The 19,808-nt window shown below is 73.0% G+C and carries 17 protein-coding genes; 10 read left to right on the forward strand and 7 right to left on the reverse strand.

Annotated elements, in window-relative coordinates:
• Positions 1–12: 12 nt before the first annotated feature.
• The 10 genes from IE145_RS12100 (at position 13) to IE145_RS12145 (ending at position 12,692) form a co-directional block, all read left to right on the forward strand.
• Complete coding sequence (locus tag IE145_RS12100; RefSeq protein ID WP_189520930.1) at positions 13–735, forward strand: CIS tube protein; 723 nt, start codon at positions 13–15, stop codon at positions 733–735.
• On the forward strand, positions 732–2,516 hold the full coding sequence (locus IE145_RS12105) for a VgrG-related protein (protein ID WP_189520931.1): 1,785 nt from the start codon (positions 732–734) through the stop codon (positions 2,514–2,516). Before IE145_RS12100 ends, IE145_RS12105 begins: the two co-directional genes overlap by 4 nt.
• A gap of 59 nt (positions 2,517–2,575) precedes the next feature.
• Positions 2,576–2,893, forward strand: a complete 318-nt coding sequence (locus IE145_RS12110) for a PAAR domain-containing protein (RefSeq protein WP_189520932.1) — start codon at positions 2,576–2,578, stop codon at positions 2,891–2,893.
• Positions 2,890–3,366 carry a GPW/gp25 family protein gene (locus IE145_RS12115; protein WP_189520933.1) on the forward strand — a complete coding sequence of 159 codons (477 nt, stop codon included), beginning with the start codon at positions 2,890–2,892 and terminating at the stop codon, positions 3,364–3,366. Before IE145_RS12110 ends, IE145_RS12115 begins: the two co-directional genes overlap by 4 nt.
• Positions 3,366–5,327: a putative baseplate assembly protein gene (locus IE145_RS12120; RefSeq protein WP_189520934.1), complete on the forward strand. Its 1,962-nt coding sequence runs from the start codon at positions 3,366–3,368 to the stop codon at positions 5,325–5,327. Before IE145_RS12115 ends, IE145_RS12120 begins: the two co-directional genes overlap by 1 nt.
• Positions 5,324–5,917 carry a phage tail protein gene (locus tag IE145_RS12125; RefSeq protein WP_189520935.1) on the forward strand — a complete coding sequence of 198 codons (594 nt, stop codon included), beginning with the start codon at positions 5,324–5,326 and terminating at the stop codon, positions 5,915–5,917. The genes IE145_RS12120 and IE145_RS12125 overlap by 4 nt, the downstream gene beginning before the upstream one ends.
• 4 nt (positions 5,918–5,921) lie before the next feature.
• Entirely contained in the window at positions 5,922–7,232 is a 1,311-nt protein-coding gene (locus IE145_RS12130; protein WP_189520936.1) for a zinc ribbon domain-containing protein, read from the forward strand.
• Between the two features lie 493 nt (positions 7,233–7,725).
• The gene (locus tag IE145_RS12135) at positions 7,726–8,592 is read left to right on the forward strand and encodes a terpene synthase family protein (RefSeq protein ID WP_444545677.1); all 867 of its coding nucleotides are present in this window, start codon (positions 7,726–7,728) and stop codon (positions 8,590–8,592) included.
• Positions 8,593–8,804: 212 nt separating this feature from the next.
• Positions 8,805–11,153 (forward strand): N-acetylmuramoyl-L-alanine amidase, encoded by a 2,349-nt coding sequence (locus IE145_RS12140; RefSeq protein ID WP_189520937.1) that lies wholly within the window; start codon positions 8,805–8,807, stop codon positions 11,151–11,153.
• A gap of 60 nt (positions 11,154–11,213) precedes the next feature.
• Positions 11,214–12,692: a carboxylesterase/lipase family protein gene (locus IE145_RS12145; protein WP_189520938.1), complete on the forward strand. Its 1,479-nt coding sequence runs from the start codon at positions 11,214–11,216 to the stop codon at positions 12,690–12,692.
• On the opposite strand, the gene IE145_RS12150 is transcribed toward IE145_RS12145, so the two are convergent.
• The 7 genes from IE145_RS12150 to IE145_RS12180 form a co-directional block, all read right to left on the reverse strand.
• Positions 12,689–13,735: a CopD family protein gene (locus tag IE145_RS12150; RefSeq protein ID WP_189520939.1), complete on the reverse strand. Its 1,047-nt coding sequence runs from the start codon at positions 13,733–13,735 to the stop codon at positions 12,689–12,691. The genes IE145_RS12145 and IE145_RS12150 overlap by 4 nt on opposite strands.
• A 132-nt stretch (positions 13,736–13,867) precedes the next feature.
• Positions 13,868–14,083, reverse strand: a complete 216-nt coding sequence (locus IE145_RS12155) for an EF-hand domain-containing protein (protein WP_006127690.1) — start codon at positions 14,081–14,083, stop codon at positions 13,868–13,870.
• Between the two features lie 39 nt (positions 14,084–14,122).
• Positions 14,123–14,950: a polysaccharide deacetylase family protein gene (locus IE145_RS12160; protein ID WP_189520940.1), complete on the reverse strand. Its 828-nt coding sequence runs from the start codon at positions 14,948–14,950 to the stop codon at positions 14,123–14,125.
• Positions 14,951–15,355: 405 nt separating this feature from the next.
• Positions 15,356–15,871 (reverse strand): ATP-binding protein, encoded by a 516-nt coding sequence (locus IE145_RS12165; RefSeq protein WP_189520941.1) that lies wholly within the window; start codon positions 15,869–15,871, stop codon positions 15,356–15,358.
• A 296-nt stretch (positions 15,872–16,167) separates the two neighbouring features.
• Complete coding sequence (locus IE145_RS12170; protein ID WP_006127686.1) at positions 16,168–16,935, reverse strand: enoyl-CoA hydratase/isomerase family protein; 768 nt, start codon at positions 16,933–16,935, stop codon at positions 16,168–16,170.
• 100 nt (positions 16,936–17,035) lie between these two features.
• Positions 17,036–18,286 (reverse strand): L,D-transpeptidase, encoded by a 1,251-nt coding sequence (locus IE145_RS12175; RefSeq protein ID WP_189520942.1) that lies wholly within the window; start codon positions 18,284–18,286, stop codon positions 17,036–17,038.
• Positions 18,287–18,518: 232 nt separating this feature from the next.
• On the reverse strand, positions 18,519–19,760 hold the full coding sequence (locus IE145_RS12180) for a L,D-transpeptidase (protein WP_189520943.1): 1,242 nt from the start codon (positions 19,758–19,760) through the stop codon (positions 18,519–18,521).
• Between the last annotated feature and the right edge of the window lie 48 nt (positions 19,761–19,808).

Here is a 19,808-nt window from a genome sequence, read left to right on the forward strand (position 1 = left end):
AGGAGGCACGCCATGTCACCCGCTCTCCGCGCGAGCCGCGCTCGTGCCCAACTGACCATCATGGAGCCACCGTCGTCCGTCGGCGCCAAGCCCGGCGGCACGCTCGCCCGTCTCACGTTGCAGTTCAACCCCGCCAAGCTCTCGCTCAGCAAGAGCACCGAGTGGCGGCGCACCCCGTCCCGGATGGCCGGGCAGTCCGCGCTGCCCGAGTTCGTCGGCAGCGGGCCCCGCGCCCTGTCGCTGGAGGTGTTCCTCGACGCGACCGCCACCCACGACAACTCCGTGGAGAAGGCCGTGGAGCAGTTGATGACCGCCTGTGTCCCCACCCCGAGCAGCCTGGCCCGCAAGACGCCCGCCAGCCCCTGGGTGCGATTCGACTGGGGGACGTCGAAGACGACCTCGTTCGACGGGGTGCTCTCCAACCTCTCGGTGTCGTACACCCTGTTCGACGTCGACGGCAAGCCGCTGCGCGCCACCTGCTCTCTCTCGATCGAGGAGGCAAGCGTCGATCCGGCGGGCCAGAACCCCACCTCCGGTTCGAAGGAGGCGCGGCGCACGCACCGGGTGGTGGCCGGGGACAGCCTGCCGCTGCTGGCCTGGCGGGAGTACGGCGACGCCACCGCGTGGCGCACCATCGCGTACGCCAACGACATCGACGACCCGATGCGGCTGACGCCCGGCCAGGAGCTGCTGGTGCCGGGTCGCGAGAACCACCTGGCGGAGGGCGGCCGATGAGCGGGAAGGAAGCGCCCGGCCGCTCGTTCGCCGCCGATCCGATCGTCGAGGCGCCCGCGGAGCTGCCCGCCGCCTGGGCCACCCAGCTGGTGAGCTGCGTGGTCGACGAGAACGTGGGCCTTCCGGACACCGCCGTCCTGATGTACCGGGACCCCGACCACACCTTCCTCACCCAGACCGGCATCGGCATGGGGACCCCGCTGAAGATCTCGGTGGTGACCGTGAAGGACCGGGGGCGCGAACGGCTGTTCACCGGGGAGGTCACCGCGGTCGAGCTGGACACCGACACCACCGGGTCGTTCACGGTCGTCCGGGCGTTCTCCCGGGCGCACCGGCTCCAGCGCGGCCGGAAGGTGGTGGCGTACCGGAACATGAAGACGGCCGACATCGTCCGCAAGGTCGCGGCCGGGGCGGGTCTGGGGGTCGGGAGGATCGAGTCCGCGCCGGTCACGTACAAGCAGCTGACCCAGCCGAACGTGTCGGACTGGGAGTTCCTCCAGCACCTCGCGGCCGAGAGCGGGGCCACCGTACGGGTCGACGACCAGGGCCTGTTGCAGTTCACGAAGCCGGACCCGGCGTCCTCGGCCCCCTCGCCGTCGACGTCCGCCACGCGCGACCCGATGGTCCTGGAGTACGGGAACAATCTGCTGGCCCTGCGCGCGGTGCTGACCGGGGCCGACGGGGCGGACAGCGTGGAGGTGCGCGGCTGGAACGTCGACACCAAGACCCGGCTGGTGGCCCGGCAGCAGTCCGTGCGCAGCGACACCGTCGCCCCGGGGATGAACCCGTCGGACGCGGCGCGGATCTTCGGCTCCGGCGGCTCCCGGACGACGATCGCCGACACCCCGTACCGCACCCAGGCGGAGACCCGGGCCGTGGCCGGGGCGCTGGCGGCATCCGTCAGCGCCGGGTTCGGGGAGGTCGAGGCGGTGGCGTACGGGAATCCGCAGCTGCGGGCGGGCATGCCGGTGGCGCTCGGCAACGTGGGCCCCGCGTTCTCCGGCCGCTACACCGCGACCGCCGCGCACCACGTCCTCGAACCGGACACCGGCTACCGCACGACGGTGATCGTCAGCGCCTCGCCGGACCGGTCGCTCTCAGGGCTGACCGCCGGTGCGAACGCCCCCTCGCGCGGCCCGCGCATACCGGGTCTGGCCATCGGGGTGGTCACCGACATCCGCGAGGAGGGCAAGGGCCAGCGCGGCTGGGTGCGGCTGAAGTTCCCCTGGCTCGACGACACGTACGTCACCGACTGGGTCCGCACCGTGCAGTGGGGCGGCCAGGGCGGCGGCGGGGTGTTCAGCCCCGAGGTCAACGACGAGGTGCTGGTCGGGTTCGAGCAGGGGCTGCTGGACAGCCCGTACGTGCTCGGCGGGCTCTACAACGGCGTCGACAAGCCCTCCCCGCACGACGTCCCGCTCGTCGACCCGACCAGCGGAAGGGTCAACCGCCGTTCCTTGGTGTCCCGTTCGGGGAACCGGCTGGAGCTGCTCGACGCCCCGCGCGGTCCGGCGGGAGTGCGCATCGCCACCGGCGACAAACGGCTCGACGTCGTCCTCGACGAGAAGAAGGGCGAGATCACGCTGACCGTCAAAGCCCGAGGTGGCACACGGCAGTTGAGCTCGGTGACGCTGTCCGCCTCGGGCATCACGCTCGACGCGGGCGCCACCGGCGACGTGAACATCAAGGGCCGGTCGGTGACCGTCAACGGCACGTCGGGGGTCACGGTCGACGGCGGACTGCTCGCGGTCCTCAAGGCCAAGCTCATCAGGATCAACTGACCACCCGCCCCTCTCCTGTCCATCCCCGAAGTCCCTTTCACAGCAAGGAGAACCTGGCCATGCCCCCCGCAGCCCGCACGGGCGACAGCACCGCCCACGGCGGTCTCATCGGCACCCCGCCCCCGGGTGCGCCGGCCGTGGCCACCGTGCTCATCGGCGGCCGGCCCGCGGCCGTCACCGGGAGCCTGCACGGGTGCGTCGTCCCCCCGCACGCGGCGCTCGGCCCCGGCAACGTGATCATGCCCGACCCGGCCGCCGCGATCGGCGGTGCGGTGTTGATCGGCGGGCTGCCCGCGGCCCGGATGGGCGACAGGACGACCTGCGGGGCACCCATCATCAGCGGTGCGTTCGACGTCCTGATCGGGGGCCCGATGTGAGCGGCGACGCATACGCCGGACGCGGCGGCGGATTCATCGGGCGCGGCTGGGGCTTCCCGCTGCGGACCGGGCCGACCGGCGGCATCGCCCTGGTCGAACGGGACAAGGAGATCGAGGAGGCCATCGGGCTGATCCTCGGCACCGCGCCGGGCGAGCGGCCGATGCGCCCCGAATTCGGCTGCGGTATCCACGAGTACGTCTTCGCGCCCGGCGACGGGGCGACCGCCGGGCGGATCGCACAGGAGGTCCGCACCTCGCTGGAGCGGTGGGAGCCGCGCATCGAGGTGACGGATGTGGTCGTCGCCTTCGACGCGGTCGAGGAGGGCACGCTCTACATCGACGTGCACTACACCGTGCGGGCCACCAACGACCTGCGCAACCTGGTCTTCCCCTTCTACACGATCCCCTCGTCCGAGAGCTCGGCCCCGGCGGGTCCGGTGTCGGACACCTCCCGGAAAGCGGGGAGGCTCTGATGGCTCTGCCCTCCCCCAACCTGGACGACCGGCGCTTCCAGCAACTCGTGGACGAGGCCAAGCGGTTCGTCCAGCAGCGCTCCCCCGAGTGGACCGACCACAATGTGTCGGACCCCGGGGTCACGCTGATCGAGACGTTCGCGTACATGGTCGACCAGTTGCTGTACCGGCTGAACCGGGTGCCCGACAAGAACTACGCGGCCTTCCTCGATCTGCTCGGCGTGACGCTGTTCCCGCCGACCGTGGCGCGGGCCGAGATCGACTTCTGGCTGTCCGCGCCGCAGCCGGAGACCGTGCGTCTGCCCGCCGGCACGGAGGTGGCCACGGCGCGCGGCGAGGCGGAGGAGCCCGTGGTGTTCTCCACCTCGGAGGATCTGCCGATCGTGCCGAGCTCGCTGGTCCGGCTGGTGACCGCGCCGGTGTCGGGCGAGCAGACGGACCGGACGGCGCCGCTCGGCGCGGGGAAGGACATCCCGTGCTTCCAGGCCCGGCCGGAGCCCGGTGACGCCCTGCTGTTCGGGCTGCCGACGGCCGTGCCCCGGTGCATCGTCGCCGTGCGGCTGGACAGCCGGGTGGAGGGCGTGGGCGTCGATCCGCGGCAGCCGCCACTGGTGTGGGAGGCGTGGGACGGGGCCCGCTGGGTGGCCTGTGCGACGGGCACCGACTCCACCGGCGGGCTCAACCGGCCCGGTGAGGTGGTGGTGTTCGTCCCGGCCGGGCACACGGCGTCCGTCGTGGCCGGGACGCGGGCAGGGTGGCTGCGCTGCCGGGTGACCGCTCCGGAGCCGGGCCAGCCGTTCTACTCGGAGTCGCCGACGATCCGGGAGGCCGAGGTGTTCACGGTCGGCGGCACGACGGCGGCCGAGCACGCGGAGACCGTCCTCGACGTGCCGCTCGGGGTGTCGGAGGGCGTCGCCGGGCAGCGGTTCACGGTGGGCCGGGCGCCGCTGCTGCTGGACGGAGACCCGCCGGTCGTCCAGGTGTCGACCGACGAGGGCTGGGAGATCTGGACCCCGGTCGAGCACTTCGGCGCGTCCGGGCCCGGCGACCGGCACGTCCGGGTCGACGCGGTCGCCGGGGAGTTCGCGTTCCCGCCGGAGGTGCGGGAGCCGGACGGCACGATGCGCGCGTACGGGGCGGTGCCCGCTAAGGGCGCCCGGCTCCGCGTCCCGCGCTACCGCACGGGTGGCGGGTCGGCCGGGAACGTCGCCCGGGGCGCGATCTCCGTGCTGCGCAGTTCCGTGCCGTACGTCGCGGGCGTGAACAACCGCGAGGCGGCGACCGGGGGCGTCGACGGGGAAACCGTCGAGAACGCCAAGGTGCGCGCGCCCACGATCCTGCGGGTGCAGGAGCGGGCGGTCACCGCCGAGGACTACGAGCTGATCGCCCGGGAGGCCGCGCCGTCCCTGCGCCGGGTGCGGTGTCTGCCCGCCGTGCCGGGCGAGGCGGGTGCGGTACGGGTGCTGGTGGTGCCGGACGCGGTGGCCGACGAGGACGGGCAGGTGCGGTTCGAGCAGCTGGTCCCGTCGGACGCGGTGCTCGCGGCGGTCACCGAGCGGCTCGACGAACGGCGCCTGGTGGGAACCCGGTTGATCGTCGAGCCGCCCGCCTACCAGGGCGTCACGGTCGTCGCCCGGCTGGTGGCCGCGCCCGGGGACGTGGACCGGGTGCGGGCGCAGGCGCTGGAGGCGCTGTTCCGCCACATCGATCCGTTGCGGGGCGGGGCGGACGGGCGGGGGTGGCCGTTCGGCAGGCCCGTGCAGTACGGGGAGGTCTTCGCCGTGCTCCAGAACGTGGAGGGGGCGGGGCTCGTGGAGGACGTCCGGCTGTTCCCGGCGGACCCGATCACGGGCAGGCGCGGGGCGGCGGTGGACCGGGTCGACGTGGCGCCGGGGGCCCTCATCTTCTCGCACCAGCACCAGGTGGTGGTCACCGCGAGCGGGGCCGGTGAGGCCGTATGACGCGGGCGGCGGTGCCCGGGCTGCCCAGCCGCTACCCGATCGGCGAGCTGCTGCCCGCCCTGTACGCGGACGACGACCTGGCCCAGCGGTTCACGGCGGGCCTGGACACGGTGCTGGCCCCGGTCCTGTCGACGCTGGACAACCTCCCCGCGTACGTCGACCCGGCGCTCGCCCCGGCCGACTTCCTGCCGTGGCTGGCGTCGTGGGTGGGGGTGGAGGCCGATCCGGCGTGGCCGGTCGAGCTGCGCCGGGCGGTCGTCGCGCACGCCGTCGATCTGCACCGGTGGCGCGGCACCCGGCGGGGTCTCGTCGAGCGGCTGCGGCTGGTCTGCGGGGTGCACGCGGAGGTCCGGGACGGCGGGGGCGCCACCTGGTCGGCCGAGCCGGGGGCGGCGCTCCCGCCGCCGCCGACCGGTGAACTCCTCGTCCGGGTCTGGCCGGTGCGCGGGCCCGACGGGGCCGGCGGGGTGGACGCGGTGGACGTCCACCGCGTTGTGGAGGTCGCCACCGCCTCGTGCCCGGCGCACCTGACCTGCCGGGTGGAGGTCCTGCCGGACCCGCCCGGAGAGCCCGAACAGACAGGAGGCTGACGCGATGCGTTCGTGCCCGGCATGCGGTACGGCCAACGGCGAGACCGACGACTTCTGCGGCAACTGCGGCGGCTACCTGGGCTGGTCCTCGGAGCCCGTACGGCGGGGGCGGGCACGGGAGCCCGAACCGGTGCCGGAACCGGAGCCCGCCCCCGAACCGACGGCGCATCCGGCGGCCGAGCCGGAGCCTGAGCCGGTCCCCGAGCCCGCCCCCGAACCAGCGGCGAACCCGGCGGCCGAGGCGGCGGCTCCGGCCCCGGAGACCGCGCCCGACCCCGGCCCGCCCGCACGGCCAGAAGCCCCCGCGCGCCCCGGACAACCGCCGGAGGCACCCCGGCCGGTTCCCGCGCCCCCTGCGGGACCCGCGCCCACCCCCGTACCCGAGCGGCCTTCCGCACCCCCACCGCCGCCCGAAGCGGCCCGGCCCCCCGTACCCCCGGTTCCACCGGCGCGGCCCGCCCCCGCCCCCGTACGCCCCGGAGTTCCGGCATCCGCGCCGACGCCCCCGAGCGCGTCCGAGGCGGACAGGGCCGACGAGCCGGTCGGGGCGGTGCAACCGGGCAAGCCCGTGGCGCGGCGGCCCGTCGTGCGGCCGGTGGCGGCGGACGAGGCGCCGGACGGGCCGCCCTGCCCGGCCTGCGGTACGCCGAACCTGGCCGGGCGGAGGTTCTGCCGGCGGTGCGCCGCTCCGTTGCAGGTCCGGGAGCAGCCCGCCGCCCTGCCGTGGTGGCGCACGGTGTGGCCGTTCCGCCGCCGGGTGCGCGGCGGTTCGGGCCGGGCGCTGCGGCGGACCCTGCTGGTGCTGGCCGTGGCCGCACTGGTGCTCGCGGGCTTTCTGTTCTTCCCGCTGGGGCGGTACGTCTTCGAGGACGTCCGGGACAAGCTCGGCGGCACGGCGGAGATCAGCCCCACCGGGGTGACCGCGAGCGCGGCGGCCCCCGGGCATCCGGCGAGCGCGGCGATCGACGGTCTGACGAACAAGTACTGGGGTGCCCCCGCGCTCGGCGCCTCCCTGACCTGCTCGTTCCGGACGCCCTTCCGGCTGGTCGGCATCGTCGTGCACACCGGGGTGTCGAAGGAGCCGCAGGAGTTCCGGCGGGGCGCGCGGCCGACCCGGGCGGAGCTGCTCGTCACCACGGAGGACGGCAAGGTCCACCGGAAGGCGGTGTCCTTCAACGACAAGCCCGGCAAGCAGACGGTACGGATGGGCATCAGCGACGTCCGCTCCGTCGAGCTGGTGCTGCGGGAGGCGACCGGCCAGGGCGAGGGTCGCCCGGTCGCGGTCGGCGAGGTCGAGTTCTTCCGGCGCACCTGAGCCGGGGCTGTCGTCCCAGACGTTCACCAACGCCTCAGTAACGATCAGAGAATTATTGACGATCAAACAATTTCAGTCACGCATGCTTCCCTCAGCACCCCCACCCGGGGTTGACTGGGCATCACCCATGGTGACGCACCCGCCCACCGGTTCGTCGGCCCTGCCCCGGCGCCGCGACTCCCGGCGGAGGAAGGAGCACAGCGATTGGCCAGCCCTCCTGCCCCTCGGCGCCGCTCGGCCGCCCGGCCGCCGAGGCTCCCGGCAGCCGCTTCCCGACGGGCCCGTCCTCTGCTCCATCACCCGGAATGTGCCGTTCACATCGTCCGCCCGTATGCATAGACGAGGGGCAGCAATGAGCCAGATCACGTTACCGGCGTTTCATATGCCGTTCCAGAGTGCTGGATGCCACCCAGGCCTGGCGAAAACCCGTGAGGCCGCCTGGGAATGGGCCGAATCCGAGGGACTCGACCTGTCCGTACCGGCCCGGAAGAAAATGATCCGGACCCGTCCCGAACTGTGGATCTCCCTCATCTTCCCGAAGGCGTCGCAGAACCATCTCGACCTGTTCTGTCAATGGCTCTTCTGGGCCTTCCTGGTGGACGACGAGTTCGACGACGGCCCGGCCGGACGCAATCCGCTGATGTGCGAGAAGGCGATCACCCGCCTGGTGGACGTCCTCGACGGGGCAGCGCCGACCGGACCGATGGAGCGGGCGCTCGCCGGGCTGCGGAACCGGACCTGCCCGGGGCGGTCGTCGCAGTGGAACCGGCAGTTCCGGCGGGACACCGCCGCCTGGCTGTGGACGTACTACGCCGAGGCCGTCGAGCGGGCCGCCGGGCAGGTGCCGAGCCGGTCCGAATTCGCCAAGCACCGGCGGGATTCGGTCGCCATGCAGCCCTTTCTCTGCCTCCACGAGATCACCGCGGAAATCGATCTCCCGGAATCCGCCCGGAGCCTGCCCGCGTATATCGCCCTGCGGAACGCGGTCACCGATCATTCCGGCCTCTGCAATGACATCTGCTCCTTCGAGAAGGAAGCCGCTCTCGGCTACGAGCACAACGCCGTACGTCTTATTCAGCGCGACCGGGGATGCACCCTCCAGGAAGCCGTGGACGAGGCCGGGATCCAACTGGCCCGGGTAGCCGAGCGGGTACAGCGGGCGGAAAAGGAACTGATCGAGGAGATCGAGGCGGCGGGGATCACCGGCCCGACCCGCGCGGCCCTGGAGCGCTGCGTCCAGGACTACCGGGGGCTCGTCCGGGGCGACTTCGACTATCACGCGCGCGCCGAGCGCTACACCCGTCCGGATCTGGTGGAGCCGGACGAACGGGACTCGCTGTCCCAGTACTTCGCGGCCTGAACGGCCCGAACGGCTGAGCGCGCGGATCGGCCGGGGTGGCCGGGCCCCCGAGGGCCCGGCCACCCCGGTCCGAGCGCATGGAAGACTGGGCCCGCACACATGTCCCGGGTCGCCCCACCGACCGGGCCGACGACACCGTCGCGCCCCCGGTCAGCGACCGACCGGCCGGAACGCCCTGCCTTCCCGTCCACGTCGTTTCCCGGGGATCACACGTGAAAGCTCAGCGAAGAATCTGGACCACGGCCGCCGTCACCACGGCCGCCGTGGCGGGTGTCCTGGTGTTCCAGGGCATGACCGGCACCTCCGGCCCCGGCCCCGAGGGACGCGCGGCGGACGCCAAGGCCGCCCGGGTGAAGGCCGATGTGCACCGGACCGCGCTGAAGACCTCCGCCGACGGCGGCTCCGCCTCGCTCGCGCCCCGCGACACCGAACCCTTCAGCCTGCTCGGCGTCACCTGGACCGACCCGGCCGCGAAGGTGACGGGCCGGGTCGAGGCCCGCACCCGGTCGGCCGCCACCGGCGAATGGACCGGCTGGCTGCCGCTGGACACCGAGGTCGACGGGCGTACCGAAGCCGGCCGGTCCGGCGTCCGGGGCACCACCGAACCCCGCTGGGTCGGCCCCTCCGACGGCGTCGAGGTCCGGGTGAGCACCGCCGACGGCGCTCGGGCCGGGCTGCCCGAAGGGCTGCGGCTCGACACGGTCGACCCGGGCGGCGACCCGGCCCCGCTCGCATCGGACACCGCACCGTCCGGCGCCGAACCCTCCCCGCTCGCCGCCGAACCGGCCGCGTTCACCGCGGACGAGCCCCCCTCCGACGAGCCCTCGCCCGGCGAGGAGCCCCCGGTCACGCCGCCCGCGGAGGAGCCGGGCGCGACACCCACGGACGAGCCGTCGCCCACCCCGACCGTCGAGTCCCCCTCCCCCACACCGCCGCCGAGCCCCACCCCCACCCCGAGCACCACGTCCCCGACGCCGTCCGCCTCGCCGACGACGACGCCCACCGGTTCCCCGTCGCCGACGGTCCCGCCCGCGCCGCCGTCCACCGTTCCGCAGCCGCCGATCGTCTCCCGTACGGACTGGAAGGCGGACGAATCCCTCAGCAGCGAGGCGCCCGACTACCTGGACGGGGTCAAGGCCGTCTTCGTGCACCACACCGCGCAGACGAACGCGTACTCCTGCGCCGACTCGGCGGCCATCGTGCGCGGTCTGCACGCGTACCACGTGAAGTCGCAGGGCTGGAAGGACCTCGGCTACAACTTCGTCGTCGACAAGTGCGGCACGGTCTTCGAGGGCCGCAAGGGCGGCGTGGACCGGCCCGTGATGGGGGCGCACACCTACGGCTTCAACCGGGACACCACCGGGATCGCCGTGATCGGCATGTACACGGACACCAGGGCCGCGACCGCGGCCACCACCGCGGTCGCCCGCGTCGCCGCGTGGAAGCTCGGCCAGTACCGGGGCGACCCGGCCGGTTCGGTCCAGCTGACCGCCGGGGCGAACGGCAAGAACTTCGCCGGAAAGCAGTTCACCGCGGGCCAGGCCTACCCCTTCCAGCAGATCTCCGGGCACCGCGACGGGTTCAACACCGAATGCCCCGGCGGAAGCCTGTACGCCCAGCTCCCCGCCGTCCGTTCGCTGGCCGCCGGGCCCGTCACCGGGCTCGCCATCGCCTCGGTGACCGGGGCGAGCGCCTCCGGCTCCACGTACTACACCCGGTCGAAGATCACCGTCGGGTGGCGGGCGACCACGCCCGCCTCCCTGGTCAGGAGTTACGAACTGCTCGTCGGCGGAAAGCCCGTGGCCACCGTCGAGGGCAGCGTCACCTCGGCCGCCGCCACCCTCGCCGCCGGCAAGCACGCCGTCCAGGTCCGTGCCACCCACCAGTCGGGGAAGACGTCGCTGTCCCCGGTCGCGACCGTGGTCGCCGAGACGACACCGCCGGTCTTCTCCACCAAGCCCGCCCTCACCCTGCGCACCGGCACGGTGAACGCGACCGCCGTCCCGCTCACCCTGAAGTGGAAGGCGACCGACACCGCCGCGCTCAAGGGGGTCCGGCTCAGCGCGCCGGTCGCGAAGACGTACGGTCCGACCACGGGCAGCGCCTCGCACACCGCCAAGCCCGGCACGGCGACCGCGTGGAAGATGACGGCGTACGACCACGCGGGCAATACGGCCGCCGCCTCCGTCTCGGGCACCCCGGTGATCCTCCAGGAGTCCGCCGCCACGAAGACCGGCACCTGGACGACGAGGTCCTCCAGCAGCTATCTGGGCGGCAGGTCGTACTCCAGCGGCACCAAGAACGCCAGCCTGACCTGGACGTTCACCGGCCGGTCAGCCGCCTGGGTGGTGTCGCGGGCCGCCACTTCGGGGCAGGCATACGTCTATGTCGACGGCAAGAAGGCCGCCACGGTGGATCTGAAGTCCGCCACCACCAAGTACCGGGACGCGATCTGGACGACGTCGTGGCCCGTCAGCGGCAAGCACACGGTCAAGATCGTCGTCGTCGGCACGACGGGCCGTCCGACCCTGACCACGGACGGGCTGGTCCATCTGAAGTAACCGCCCGCGTCCTGGGCGGACGGCCGCACCACCGCACCGCGAGAGGAGTTGGCAGGCACCATGACCGACATCGTGGCGGAGGCTCCGGAGGTGACGACCCGGCACGGCACCGTGCGCGGGGCGGTGGAGCGGGGCGTCGCGGTCTTCCGCGGCATCCCGTACGCGGCCGCGCCGGTGGGCGCGCGGAGGTTCCGCGCACCCGAACCGCCGGAGCCGTGGACCGGGGTGCGCGAAGCCGTGGCGTACGGTCCGACCGCCCCCAAGCGGCCCTACGCCCCGCCGCTGGACCGGCTGCTGCCGGACCCTGCGGTGCCCGGCGACGCGTGGCTGAACCTCAATGTGTGGACGCCCTCGCCGCGGCCGGACCGGTCCGGCGGGCTGCCCGTCCTCGTGTGGATCCACGGCGGCTCGCTGGTGCACGGCTCCTCGGCGGTACCGGTGTACGACGGGTGGGCGTTCGCCCGGGACGGGGTGGTACTCGTCTCCGTCAACTACCGCCTGGGCGTCGAGGGCTTCGGCGTCCTCCCGGACGCGCCCGCCAACCGGGGCCTGCTGGACCAGCTGGCCGCCCTGGAGTGGGTGCGCGACAACATCGCGGCGTTCGGCGGCGACCCGGACCGGGTGACGGTGGCCGGGGAGTCGGCGGGCGCGATCTCCGTCGCCGGGCTGCTGGCCGCGCCCCGGTCGGCGGGGCTCTTCCGGCGGGCGGTGCTCCAGAGCGGGGCGCCCGCCGCGCTGCCCCCGGACGCGGCGCGCGGGACCACCGAGCTGATCGCGAAGCGGCTCGGGGTCCCCGCGACGGCCGCCGCACTGGCCGCCGTGGACCCGGAGGAGCTGCTGACCGCGCAGACCGAGGTCACCAGCGGCGGAAACCCCCTGACCGGCCGCAACTCCTTCCAGCTGGTCGTCGACGGCGACCTGCTGCCGCAGGACCCGGCGGAAGCGCTGCGGACGGGCGCGTCCGCCGGGGTCGACCTGTTGCTGGGGACCAACACCGAGGAGTACCGGCTCTGGTTCGTGCCCGGCGGCCTCACCGAGCGGATCGGCCGGCTGAAGCTGCGCCTGGCGCTGCTGAAGTTCCGGGTGCCGAACGGGACGGCCCGCACCTACCGCACCAACCGCCCGGACGCCACGCCGGGTGAGATCCTCGGCGCGCTCGCGACGGACCTGCTGCTGCGGGTCCCGCTCAACCGGCTGGCCGACGCCCGGGCTCACGCGCCCGGTGCCACGTACGTGTACGAGTTCGGCTGGCCCACCCCCGTACAGCGGCTCGGCGCCTGCCACGCGCTGGAGCTGGGCTTCGTCTTCGACACGCTCGCCCATCCCGACACCCGGGCCCTGACCGGCCCGGACGCCCCGCAGGAGCTGGCGGACGCGATGCACCGGGCGTGGGTGGCCTTCGCGACGGGCGGGGATCCGGGGTGGCCGGCCTGGGACGCGCGACGGCCGGTCGGGGTCTTCGGCCAGGGCGGCCGGGCGGGTCCGGCCGTGGTCCTGTCCCCGCGCGACGACGAGCTGCGGAGCTGGGAGCGGGATTAGGGGCGCAGCGAGATCCAGTGCGGGTCGGGGACGACGGTGAGGACCGCCGAGACCACCACGACCAGGCCCAGCACGACCTGTTCGCGGCGGGCGAGGCGGTGCGCGACGGCCGGGTCGGTGTCCCGGAGCATCCGCCGCCGCGCTGCCAGGGCCAGCACGCTGACGACGGCCATCAGCGCCAGCTTGAGCAGCAGGGTGCGGCCGTAGGCGGAGGTGAACACCACGTCCAGCGGCAGCCGGCGCAGGGTCGAGGCGGTCCCGGTGGCGGCGAGGGCGACGTACAGCCAGATCGCCAGGCGCGCGTACCGGCCGAGCAGGGCGCGGGCCGCGACCGGTGAGCCGCGCCAGAGCCACATGGTGCGCAGGACGTACAGCAGGCCGCCGGTCCACAGCGACGCGGCCGTCAGATGGACGACGGTGAGGGAGGCGCCGAACTCCGGGCTGTACGCCTCCGGGTGGGCGCGCAGGGCCTCCGCGCCGATGACGACGGCGAGCGGGGCGAGTGCGAGGGCCGGGCGTCTGCTCGCGGCGCAGAGGGCGGCGACGACCAGGCCGTTGGCGATGAGGAGGAGCAGTCCACCCTCGCGGGTGCCGTAGGTCTCGGTGATCCCGAGGTCGCTGACGGCGGCGAGCCGGACGATCTGCCCGGCCGCGGCGGCGGCCCCGGCGAGCGAGGCGAGCACGGCCCAGCTCCGTACGGCGGTGCGGGGGCGGCCCCGGACGGGCCGGATGAGCTGCGGGGCGACCAGCTCGCCCAGGTGGAGGGCGAGCGCGGCGAACAGGACGGTGCGGAGCACGGTGGTGAGCCCCGCGCCGGGTATCCGGAGCTCGCCGGTGCCGCGGGCCACGAGGCCGGGCCCGAACAGCGCGATGAGGAGGGCGAGGAGGCCCGCCGCGCCGAACAGGAGGAGCGCCGTCCACGAACGGCGGGCCGGCGTCGGCTCGATCGCCCGCCCGGGTATCTCGCCGGGGCGCGGCACGCCGTCGGCCGACGTCGTCGGCGTGATCGGCGTGGCCGGGTCGGCCGGGGGTCCGGAGAACATCACGGCTCGATCCTCGTCGGTGGACAAAGCCACAGCAAGCCGCGCACGGCGGGCGGGAGGTGGCCCTCCGGACGTACCGGGCGGCGGCCGGCCCCGACGCGAGAGGGACCGGCCGCCGCGAGGAGTCCCTGATCAGGCCTTGTTCTGCGCGGCCCAGAACTCGTCGAAGGTGAGCTGACCGTCGCCGTTGGCGTCGTGTGCGTTGATGATCGCCTGCGCCACCGTCTCGGTGACGAAGGGGTCGCCCAGCTGGGCCATCGCGCTCTTGTACTCGTTGGCCGTGATGAGGCCGTCGCCGTTCGCGTCGAACTTCTCGAATACCGCGCGCGCCGACTCGATGTCCGCCACTGTTCCGCCCCTTCGTGATGCCGAATGTCAGGGGTCAGATTATCGGGCCGTCCGGGTGACGGCGGCGGCCGGTCGGTCCAGCAGCTCCGTGGCCGTCACCGCGCGCAGCCCCCGGCGGCCGATCTCGGCGAGGAGCAGCGGCAGCGCCGCGACGGTGACCGGGCGGCCGAGGCTCAGCTCCACCACCGATCCGTTGCGCAGTTCCCCGGCGACCTTCCGGGTGACGGCGGCGACGCGGGTGGCCGCGTGGTCGCGTGACTCCACGTCGCAGCCGAGGACATGGGGGTAGCCGGCCCGGCGGGCGAGGCGCTGGACGACCGGGGAGGCGTACGCGGTGGGCGAGGGCCGGAACCAGGTGCCGATGGAGCCGGTGAGCCGGCGCAGCCGCCGGGCGCAGACGGCGATCTCCTCGTACGCGGCGCGCTCGTCCAGGGCCGCGAGGTCCAGGTGGCGCTCGGTGTGGTTGCCGATCTCGTGGCCCCCGTCGAGGATCCGGCGGGCCAGTCCCGGGTGCTCGGCGAGCCAGGTGCCGACCGCGAGGACCGTGACGCGCGCCCCGGCCCGTTCGCACCGGGCGAGCGCGGCGCGGGCGAGGTCAGGGTCGCCCCGCCCGTCGAAGGTGAGGGCGACGCGGGGCCGGTCGCGGGGGCCGTGCGCGATCAGGAAGGGCAGCCCGGGGAAGCGGCGCGGGGCGGCGGGTGCGGCGGCCGGGGCGGCGGAGCCGGTGGGGCCCGGGGCGCTGGGTCCGGGAGCGGCCCGGCTGCCGGGGGCCGGGGCGGCGCAGCCCGCGGCGAGGGCGGCGGCCAGCACGCCGGCCCCCGCGCCCAGCACGTCACGGCGGCCCATCGGAGCCCTGCGTCCGTCCATGCCCCGACCACCTCACGTTCCACGGGTACGACCGGTTCCCGGGGACACAGTAGGGGCACGCCGACCGAAATGAGGTGATTGCGCAGTTCAGCAGATGATCAATGAATCATTCAAGTGCTGCCATAAAATACGCAGAAAGCCAGGCGAGTGATCGAGCACACCTGCGATTCAATCGAGAGTTGCCCGTTTGTTCCCTAAATATTCCGACAAGTCGCTTTGGCGCGGGGTCGCCCATCTGCCATAGTCGGAGCCACGACCCCCTTGACCCGGGCCCAGGTCGTCACAAGCGGCCGCGGACACACCCCCCATTCTGCGGCCCCCCACAGAAGCCCCCGCAGCGCCGCACCACGGCCGACCGGGGGCTTCTGCGTTCCGGCGGGGCGGCGGGGCGGAGCCCTCCCCGCATCAGCGGTCCGAGATCCGCATCTCGAACCAGGTGGTCTTGCCGCGCGGCAACAGGTCCACACCCCACCGGTCGGAGAGCTTGTCGACGAGGAAGAGCCCGCGGCCGCTGACATCCATCTCGCGCACCGGCATCAGACACGGCAGCCCGCGCGAGGGGTCACGCACCTCGACGCGGATCCACCCCCGGCGGCGCACCATGCGTAACCCGAAGACCCGGGCCCCGGTGTGGCGCACGGCGTTGCCGACGAGCTCGGAGACGAGGAGCACCGCGTACTCGGCGGTCTGCGGCGAGAGGGCCCACTGGCGGAGCACGACGCAGGAGGTGAGCCGACGGGCCGTCGCCGCCGACTCCGGCCGGGACGGCAGCCGGACTTCCCCTTCGGTCGGATTTCCGAACAACTCCAGCACCTTGAACGCCTGTTCGTCATCCATGACCGACGAACTGCGTGCCGCCGCCGCACTGCTGCGCGGTCGCGGCTGATCCACACCCTCCAGGCCCGCCATGCCCACCATCATGGCCGCACACCTCGCCTTCCGGGGCCGTTCCGGGGGAATCCGCACCCCCGTCCAACGCGGTTCACGGAAGGCTTTCGGCATATGCCCGTGGCAATCCAACCCCGCAAACAACCCACCTGAGCTGCGACGACGCCTCACCCGCCACGAACATCCCGTACGACGACGACACCGGGCCTTAAGGTTGTCTTAAGGCCCGGATAATCCGCCCTGATTGATGAACCCCCGCGAGGGGCCCACCCGACCCGACTATCGGCGGGCCCGACCTGACTACGGATCACGAGTCATCTGACTACGGATCAGCGGAACGTGGCCTTCCCCGGCCCCTCCTCCACGAAGCTGCGCATCCCCCGCTCGCGGTCCTCCGTGGCGAACAGGCCGGAGAACCAGTTCCGCTCGATGGTGAGTCCGGTGTCGAGGTCCGTCTCCAGGCCCGCGTCGATCGACTCCTTGGCCGCGCGCAGCGCCAGGGCGGGGCCCTTGGCCAGCTTGGCGGCCCAGGCGTGGGCCTGGTCGTAGACCTCGGCGGCCGGGACCACGCGGTCGACCAGGCCCAGGGTCAGGGCTTCCTCCGCCTTGACCATGCGGCCGGTGAAGATGAGGTCCTTGGCGCGGGAGGGGCCGATCAGGCGGGCCAGGCGCTGGGTGCCGCCGGCGCCGGGGATCAGGCCGAGGAGGATCTCCGGCTGGCCGAGCTTGGCGTTGTCGGCGGCGATCCGGTAGTCGGCGCAGAGGGCCAGTTCGCAGCCGCCGCCGAGCGCGTAGCCGGTGACGGCGGCGACGACCGGCTTGGGGATGCGGGCGACGGCGGTGAAGGCGTCCTGGAGGCCCTTGGAGCGGAGGACCATCGCCGTGTGGTCCATCGCCTGCATCTCCTTGATGTCCGCGCCCGCCGCGAACACCTTCTCGCCGCCGTAGAGGATCACGGCCCGCACGTCCTCGCGCCGGGTCGCCTCCTCGGCCAGCTCCCGCAGCCGGTCCTGGATCGCGACGTCCAGGGCGTTCATGGGCGGCCGGTCGAGCTGGATGGTGCCGACGCCGTCGCGTACTTCGAAGGTCACAGTCATGGCTAGAGGTTAACCACCGCTAACGGCGGCGGGCCCGGTGCCGTTGGTCACAGCACCGGGCCCGCCGGGTCGAGCAGGAGAGGCAGGGAGGGGAAGAGGGCTACTTCTTCCACTCCTCCCAGTCCATGTTCCAGCCGTTGAGGCCGTTGTCCGGCTGGATCTGCTTGTCCTTGGAATTCTTCACGATGACCACGTCGCCGATCATCGACTTGTTGTAGAACCACGCCGCCGGGGTCTGGTTGTCGTAGCCGCCGCGCACATCGCGCAGGCCGACACAGCCGTGGCTGGTGTTCGTGTTGCCGAAGATCGAGGACGCGCCCCAGTAGTTGCCGTGCAGGAACGTGCCCGAGGTGGACAGCCGCATGGCGTGCGGGACGTCCTTGATGTCGTACTCGCCGCCGAAGCCGACGGTGTCGCCGTTCATCCGGGTCACCTTGAGCTTCTCGCTGATGACCATCTGACCGTTGTACGTGGTCGTCGCCGGGGCGCCCGCGGAGATCGGGATGTCCTTGATCTGCTCGCCGTCGCGGACCACCTTCATCCGCTTGCTGCTCGCGTCGACGGTGGAGACCTGGCTGCGGCCGATGGTGAAGCTCACCGTCTTGGCCTGCTTGCCGTAGACGCCCGGCCGGCCCTCGACGCCGTCGAGGTTGAGCTCGACGGTCACCTTGGTGCCCGGCTTCCAGTACTTCTCCGGGCGGAAGTCGAGGCGGTCGTTGCCGAACCAGTGGCCCTCGATCTCGACGGCCGGCTCGGCCGTGACCTTGATGCCCTTCTCCACCGCGTCCGGGTCGGTGATGCCACGGGTGAAGTTGATGGAGACCGGCATGCCGACGCCGACGGTGGAGCCGTCCTCGGGCGTGTAGTGCCCGATGAAGGTGTTCGCCGGGACGAGCGTGGTGAAGGTGGTGTCCTTGGCCGACTCACGGCCCTCGGAGTCCTTGGCGACCGCGTGCACCGTGTACTTGGTGGAGGCGGCGAGGTGACGCTCGGGCGTCCAGCTCGCGCCGTCGGCGGAGATCTCGCCCGCGACCTCGTTGCCCTTGGGGTCGGCGACCTTCACCGTGGTCAGCTTGCCCTGCTCGGCACCGATCTTCAGGACGCCGCTGGTCGCCACGGACTCCGCCCCGTCCTTGGGCGCGATGGTCACGACCGCCTGCGAGGCCGTCGTGTCCTCCTTCTTCGTCCCGCCCGCCGGCCCCTTCTTGTCCCCCGCGTCGGCGCTGCCGCCGCCTCCGCACGCCGTCACCAGCACCAGTAGCGCTCCCAGGACCAGGGCCAAAAGCCCCGCTCCGCCGCGCCGCTTCCCGCTCGCCTCGGCCGATGCCCCCGATATCGGCTGCCCGTTCACTGTGGTCGTCTCCCCTCGCACGGCCCGGCTCCCGCCAGGGCCCGCACCCCCGCGCGCTACACCTGCACGCCCGTCGCAAGATAATCACATCGCGAGCGCGGTGAACTCCCTTCGGAATGTCACCGTTCCGTCCCAACTGGTTCGGACGCCTCCGCGGGGAGCTGTGCAGGTGGCGCGGGGTGCCGGGGCGGAGCGGCCGGGGTCCGGCTCCGGGCACGCCGGACCCGGGGCCTCAGCGCAGGGCGGAGCCCGCCGTCCACTTCTTCCAGGTCATGTTCCAGCCGCTGAGCCCGTTGTCCGGGGCGACCTTCTTGTCCTTGGAGTTGACCACCTCGACCACGTCACCGATCAGGGTCCGGTCGAAGAACCAGCCGCCGGGGGTGGAGCCGCCGCCGCCCTTGGCGTCGCGCAGTCCGATGCAGCCGTGACTGACGTTCTCCTCGCCGAAGACGGACTCGTCGGCCCAGTAGTTGCCGTGCAGGAAGGTGCCGGAGGTGGTGAGCCGGATCGCGTGCGGTACGTCCTTGATGTCGTACTCGCCCTTGCCCTCCTTGTCCGTGAAGCCGACGGTCGCCCCGTTCATCCGGGTCACCTCGTGCATCTCGGTGACGACCATCTTCCCGTTGTACGTCGTCGTCTTCGGGGCCCCCGCGGTGATCGGGACCGTGCTGACGAGCTCGCCGTCCCGGCGCACCTCCATGGTCTTGGCCTCCGCGTCGACCCGGGAGATCTGGTGGCGGCCGACGGTGAAGACGACGGTCTTGTCCTGGCTGCCGTAGACGCCCGGGGCGCCCTCCACGTCCCGCAGCCCGATGTCGACGGTGACCTCGGTGCCGGGTTTCCAGTACGTCTTCGGCCGGAAGTCGAGCCGGTCCTTGCCGAACCAGTGGCCGGCGACCTCCACCACCGGATCGGACGTCACCCGGATGGCCTTCTCCACCGCGGCCCGGTCCGCGATCGGCCGGTTGAAGGCGAAGGAAACGATCATGCCGGTGCCGACGGTGGACCGGTTCTCCGGTTTGAAGTAGCCGATGAAGCGGTGCTCCGGGACGAGCGTGGTGAACGTGGAGTGCCGGGCGGAGCGGCGGCCCTGTGCGTCCACGGCCACCGCGTCGATGCTGTACTTCGCGGCGAGGGCGAGCCGGGCCACCTTGGGCTCCGGGGCCCAGGAGCGGCCGTCCTCGGCGATGCGCCCCGCCACCGTCTGCTGCTGCGCGTCCTCGATCCGCATGACCTTCACGCTCTCCAGCCGCCCGTCGGGGACCTTCACCGCGATCCGGGTCTCCTCGTCGACGCCCTCGGCCCCGTTCTCGGGGAAGACGCTGATCACGTCGCCGGGGGACCGTGCCTTGCCGTTGAGCAGGGCCTCGCGGGTGTCGGTGCAGCCGGTCAGCAGGGCCAGCACGGTCAGCAGTCCTGCCCAGGTCAGCACGGCGGCCGAGGAGGCGCGTGCGCTCTTCGCTGTGTGGTTCACGCTCCCCCAACGACCAGGGCCGGTCGGGGGAAACGTGAGTGCGGGCCG

Source organism: Streptomyces sindenensis (genome assembly GCF_014649035.1).
GTDB classification, from domain to species: Bacteria; Actinomycetota; Actinomycetes; order Streptomycetales; family Streptomycetaceae; genus Streptomyces; species Streptomyces sindenensis.

Excerpts from the sequence above, each read along its gene's own strand:
- IE145_RS12145 (WP_189520938.1), top strand. The coding sequence starts at position 11,214 with ATGACCGACATCGTGGCGGAGGCTCCGGAGGTGACGACCCGGCACGGC.
- IE145_RS12105 (WP_189520931.1), top strand. The coding sequence starts at position 732 with ATGAGCGGGAAGGAAGCGCCCGGCCGCTCGTTCGCCGCCGATCCGATC.
- IE145_RS12125 (WP_189520935.1), top strand. The coding sequence starts at position 5,324 with ATGACGCGGGCGGCGGTGCCCGGGCTGCCCAGCCGCTACCCGATCGGC.
- IE145_RS12160 (WP_189520940.1), bottom strand. The coding sequence starts at position 14,950 with ATGGACGGACGCAGGGCTCCGATGGGCCGCCGTGACGTGCTGGGCGCG.
- IE145_RS12120 (WP_189520934.1), top strand. The coding sequence starts at position 3,366 with ATGGCTCTGCCCTCCCCCAACCTGGACGACCGGCGCTTCCAGCAACTC.
- IE145_RS12150 (WP_189520939.1), bottom strand. The coding sequence starts at position 13,735 with ATGTTCTCCGGACCCCCGGCCGACCCGGCCACGCCGATCACGCCGACG.
- IE145_RS12130 (WP_189520936.1), top strand. The coding sequence starts at position 5,922 with ATGCGTTCGTGCCCGGCATGCGGTACGGCCAACGGCGAGACCGACGAC.
- IE145_RS12165 (WP_189520941.1), bottom strand. The coding sequence starts at position 15,871 with ATGATGGTGGGCATGGCGGGCCTGGAGGGTGTGGATCAGCCGCGACCG.
- IE145_RS12170 (WP_006127686.1), bottom strand. The coding sequence starts at position 16,935 with ATGACTGTGACCTTCGAAGTACGCGACGGCGTCGGCACCATCCAGCTC.
- IE145_RS12110 (WP_189520932.1), top strand. The coding sequence starts at position 2,576 with ATGCCCCCCGCAGCCCGCACGGGCGACAGCACCGCCCACGGCGGTCTC.
- IE145_RS12100 (WP_189520930.1), top strand. The coding sequence starts at position 13 with ATGTCACCCGCTCTCCGCGCGAGCCGCGCTCGTGCCCAACTGACCATC.
- IE145_RS12135 (WP_444545677.1), top strand. The coding sequence starts at position 7,726 with ATGATCCGGACCCGTCCCGAACTGTGGATCTCCCTCATCTTCCCGAAG.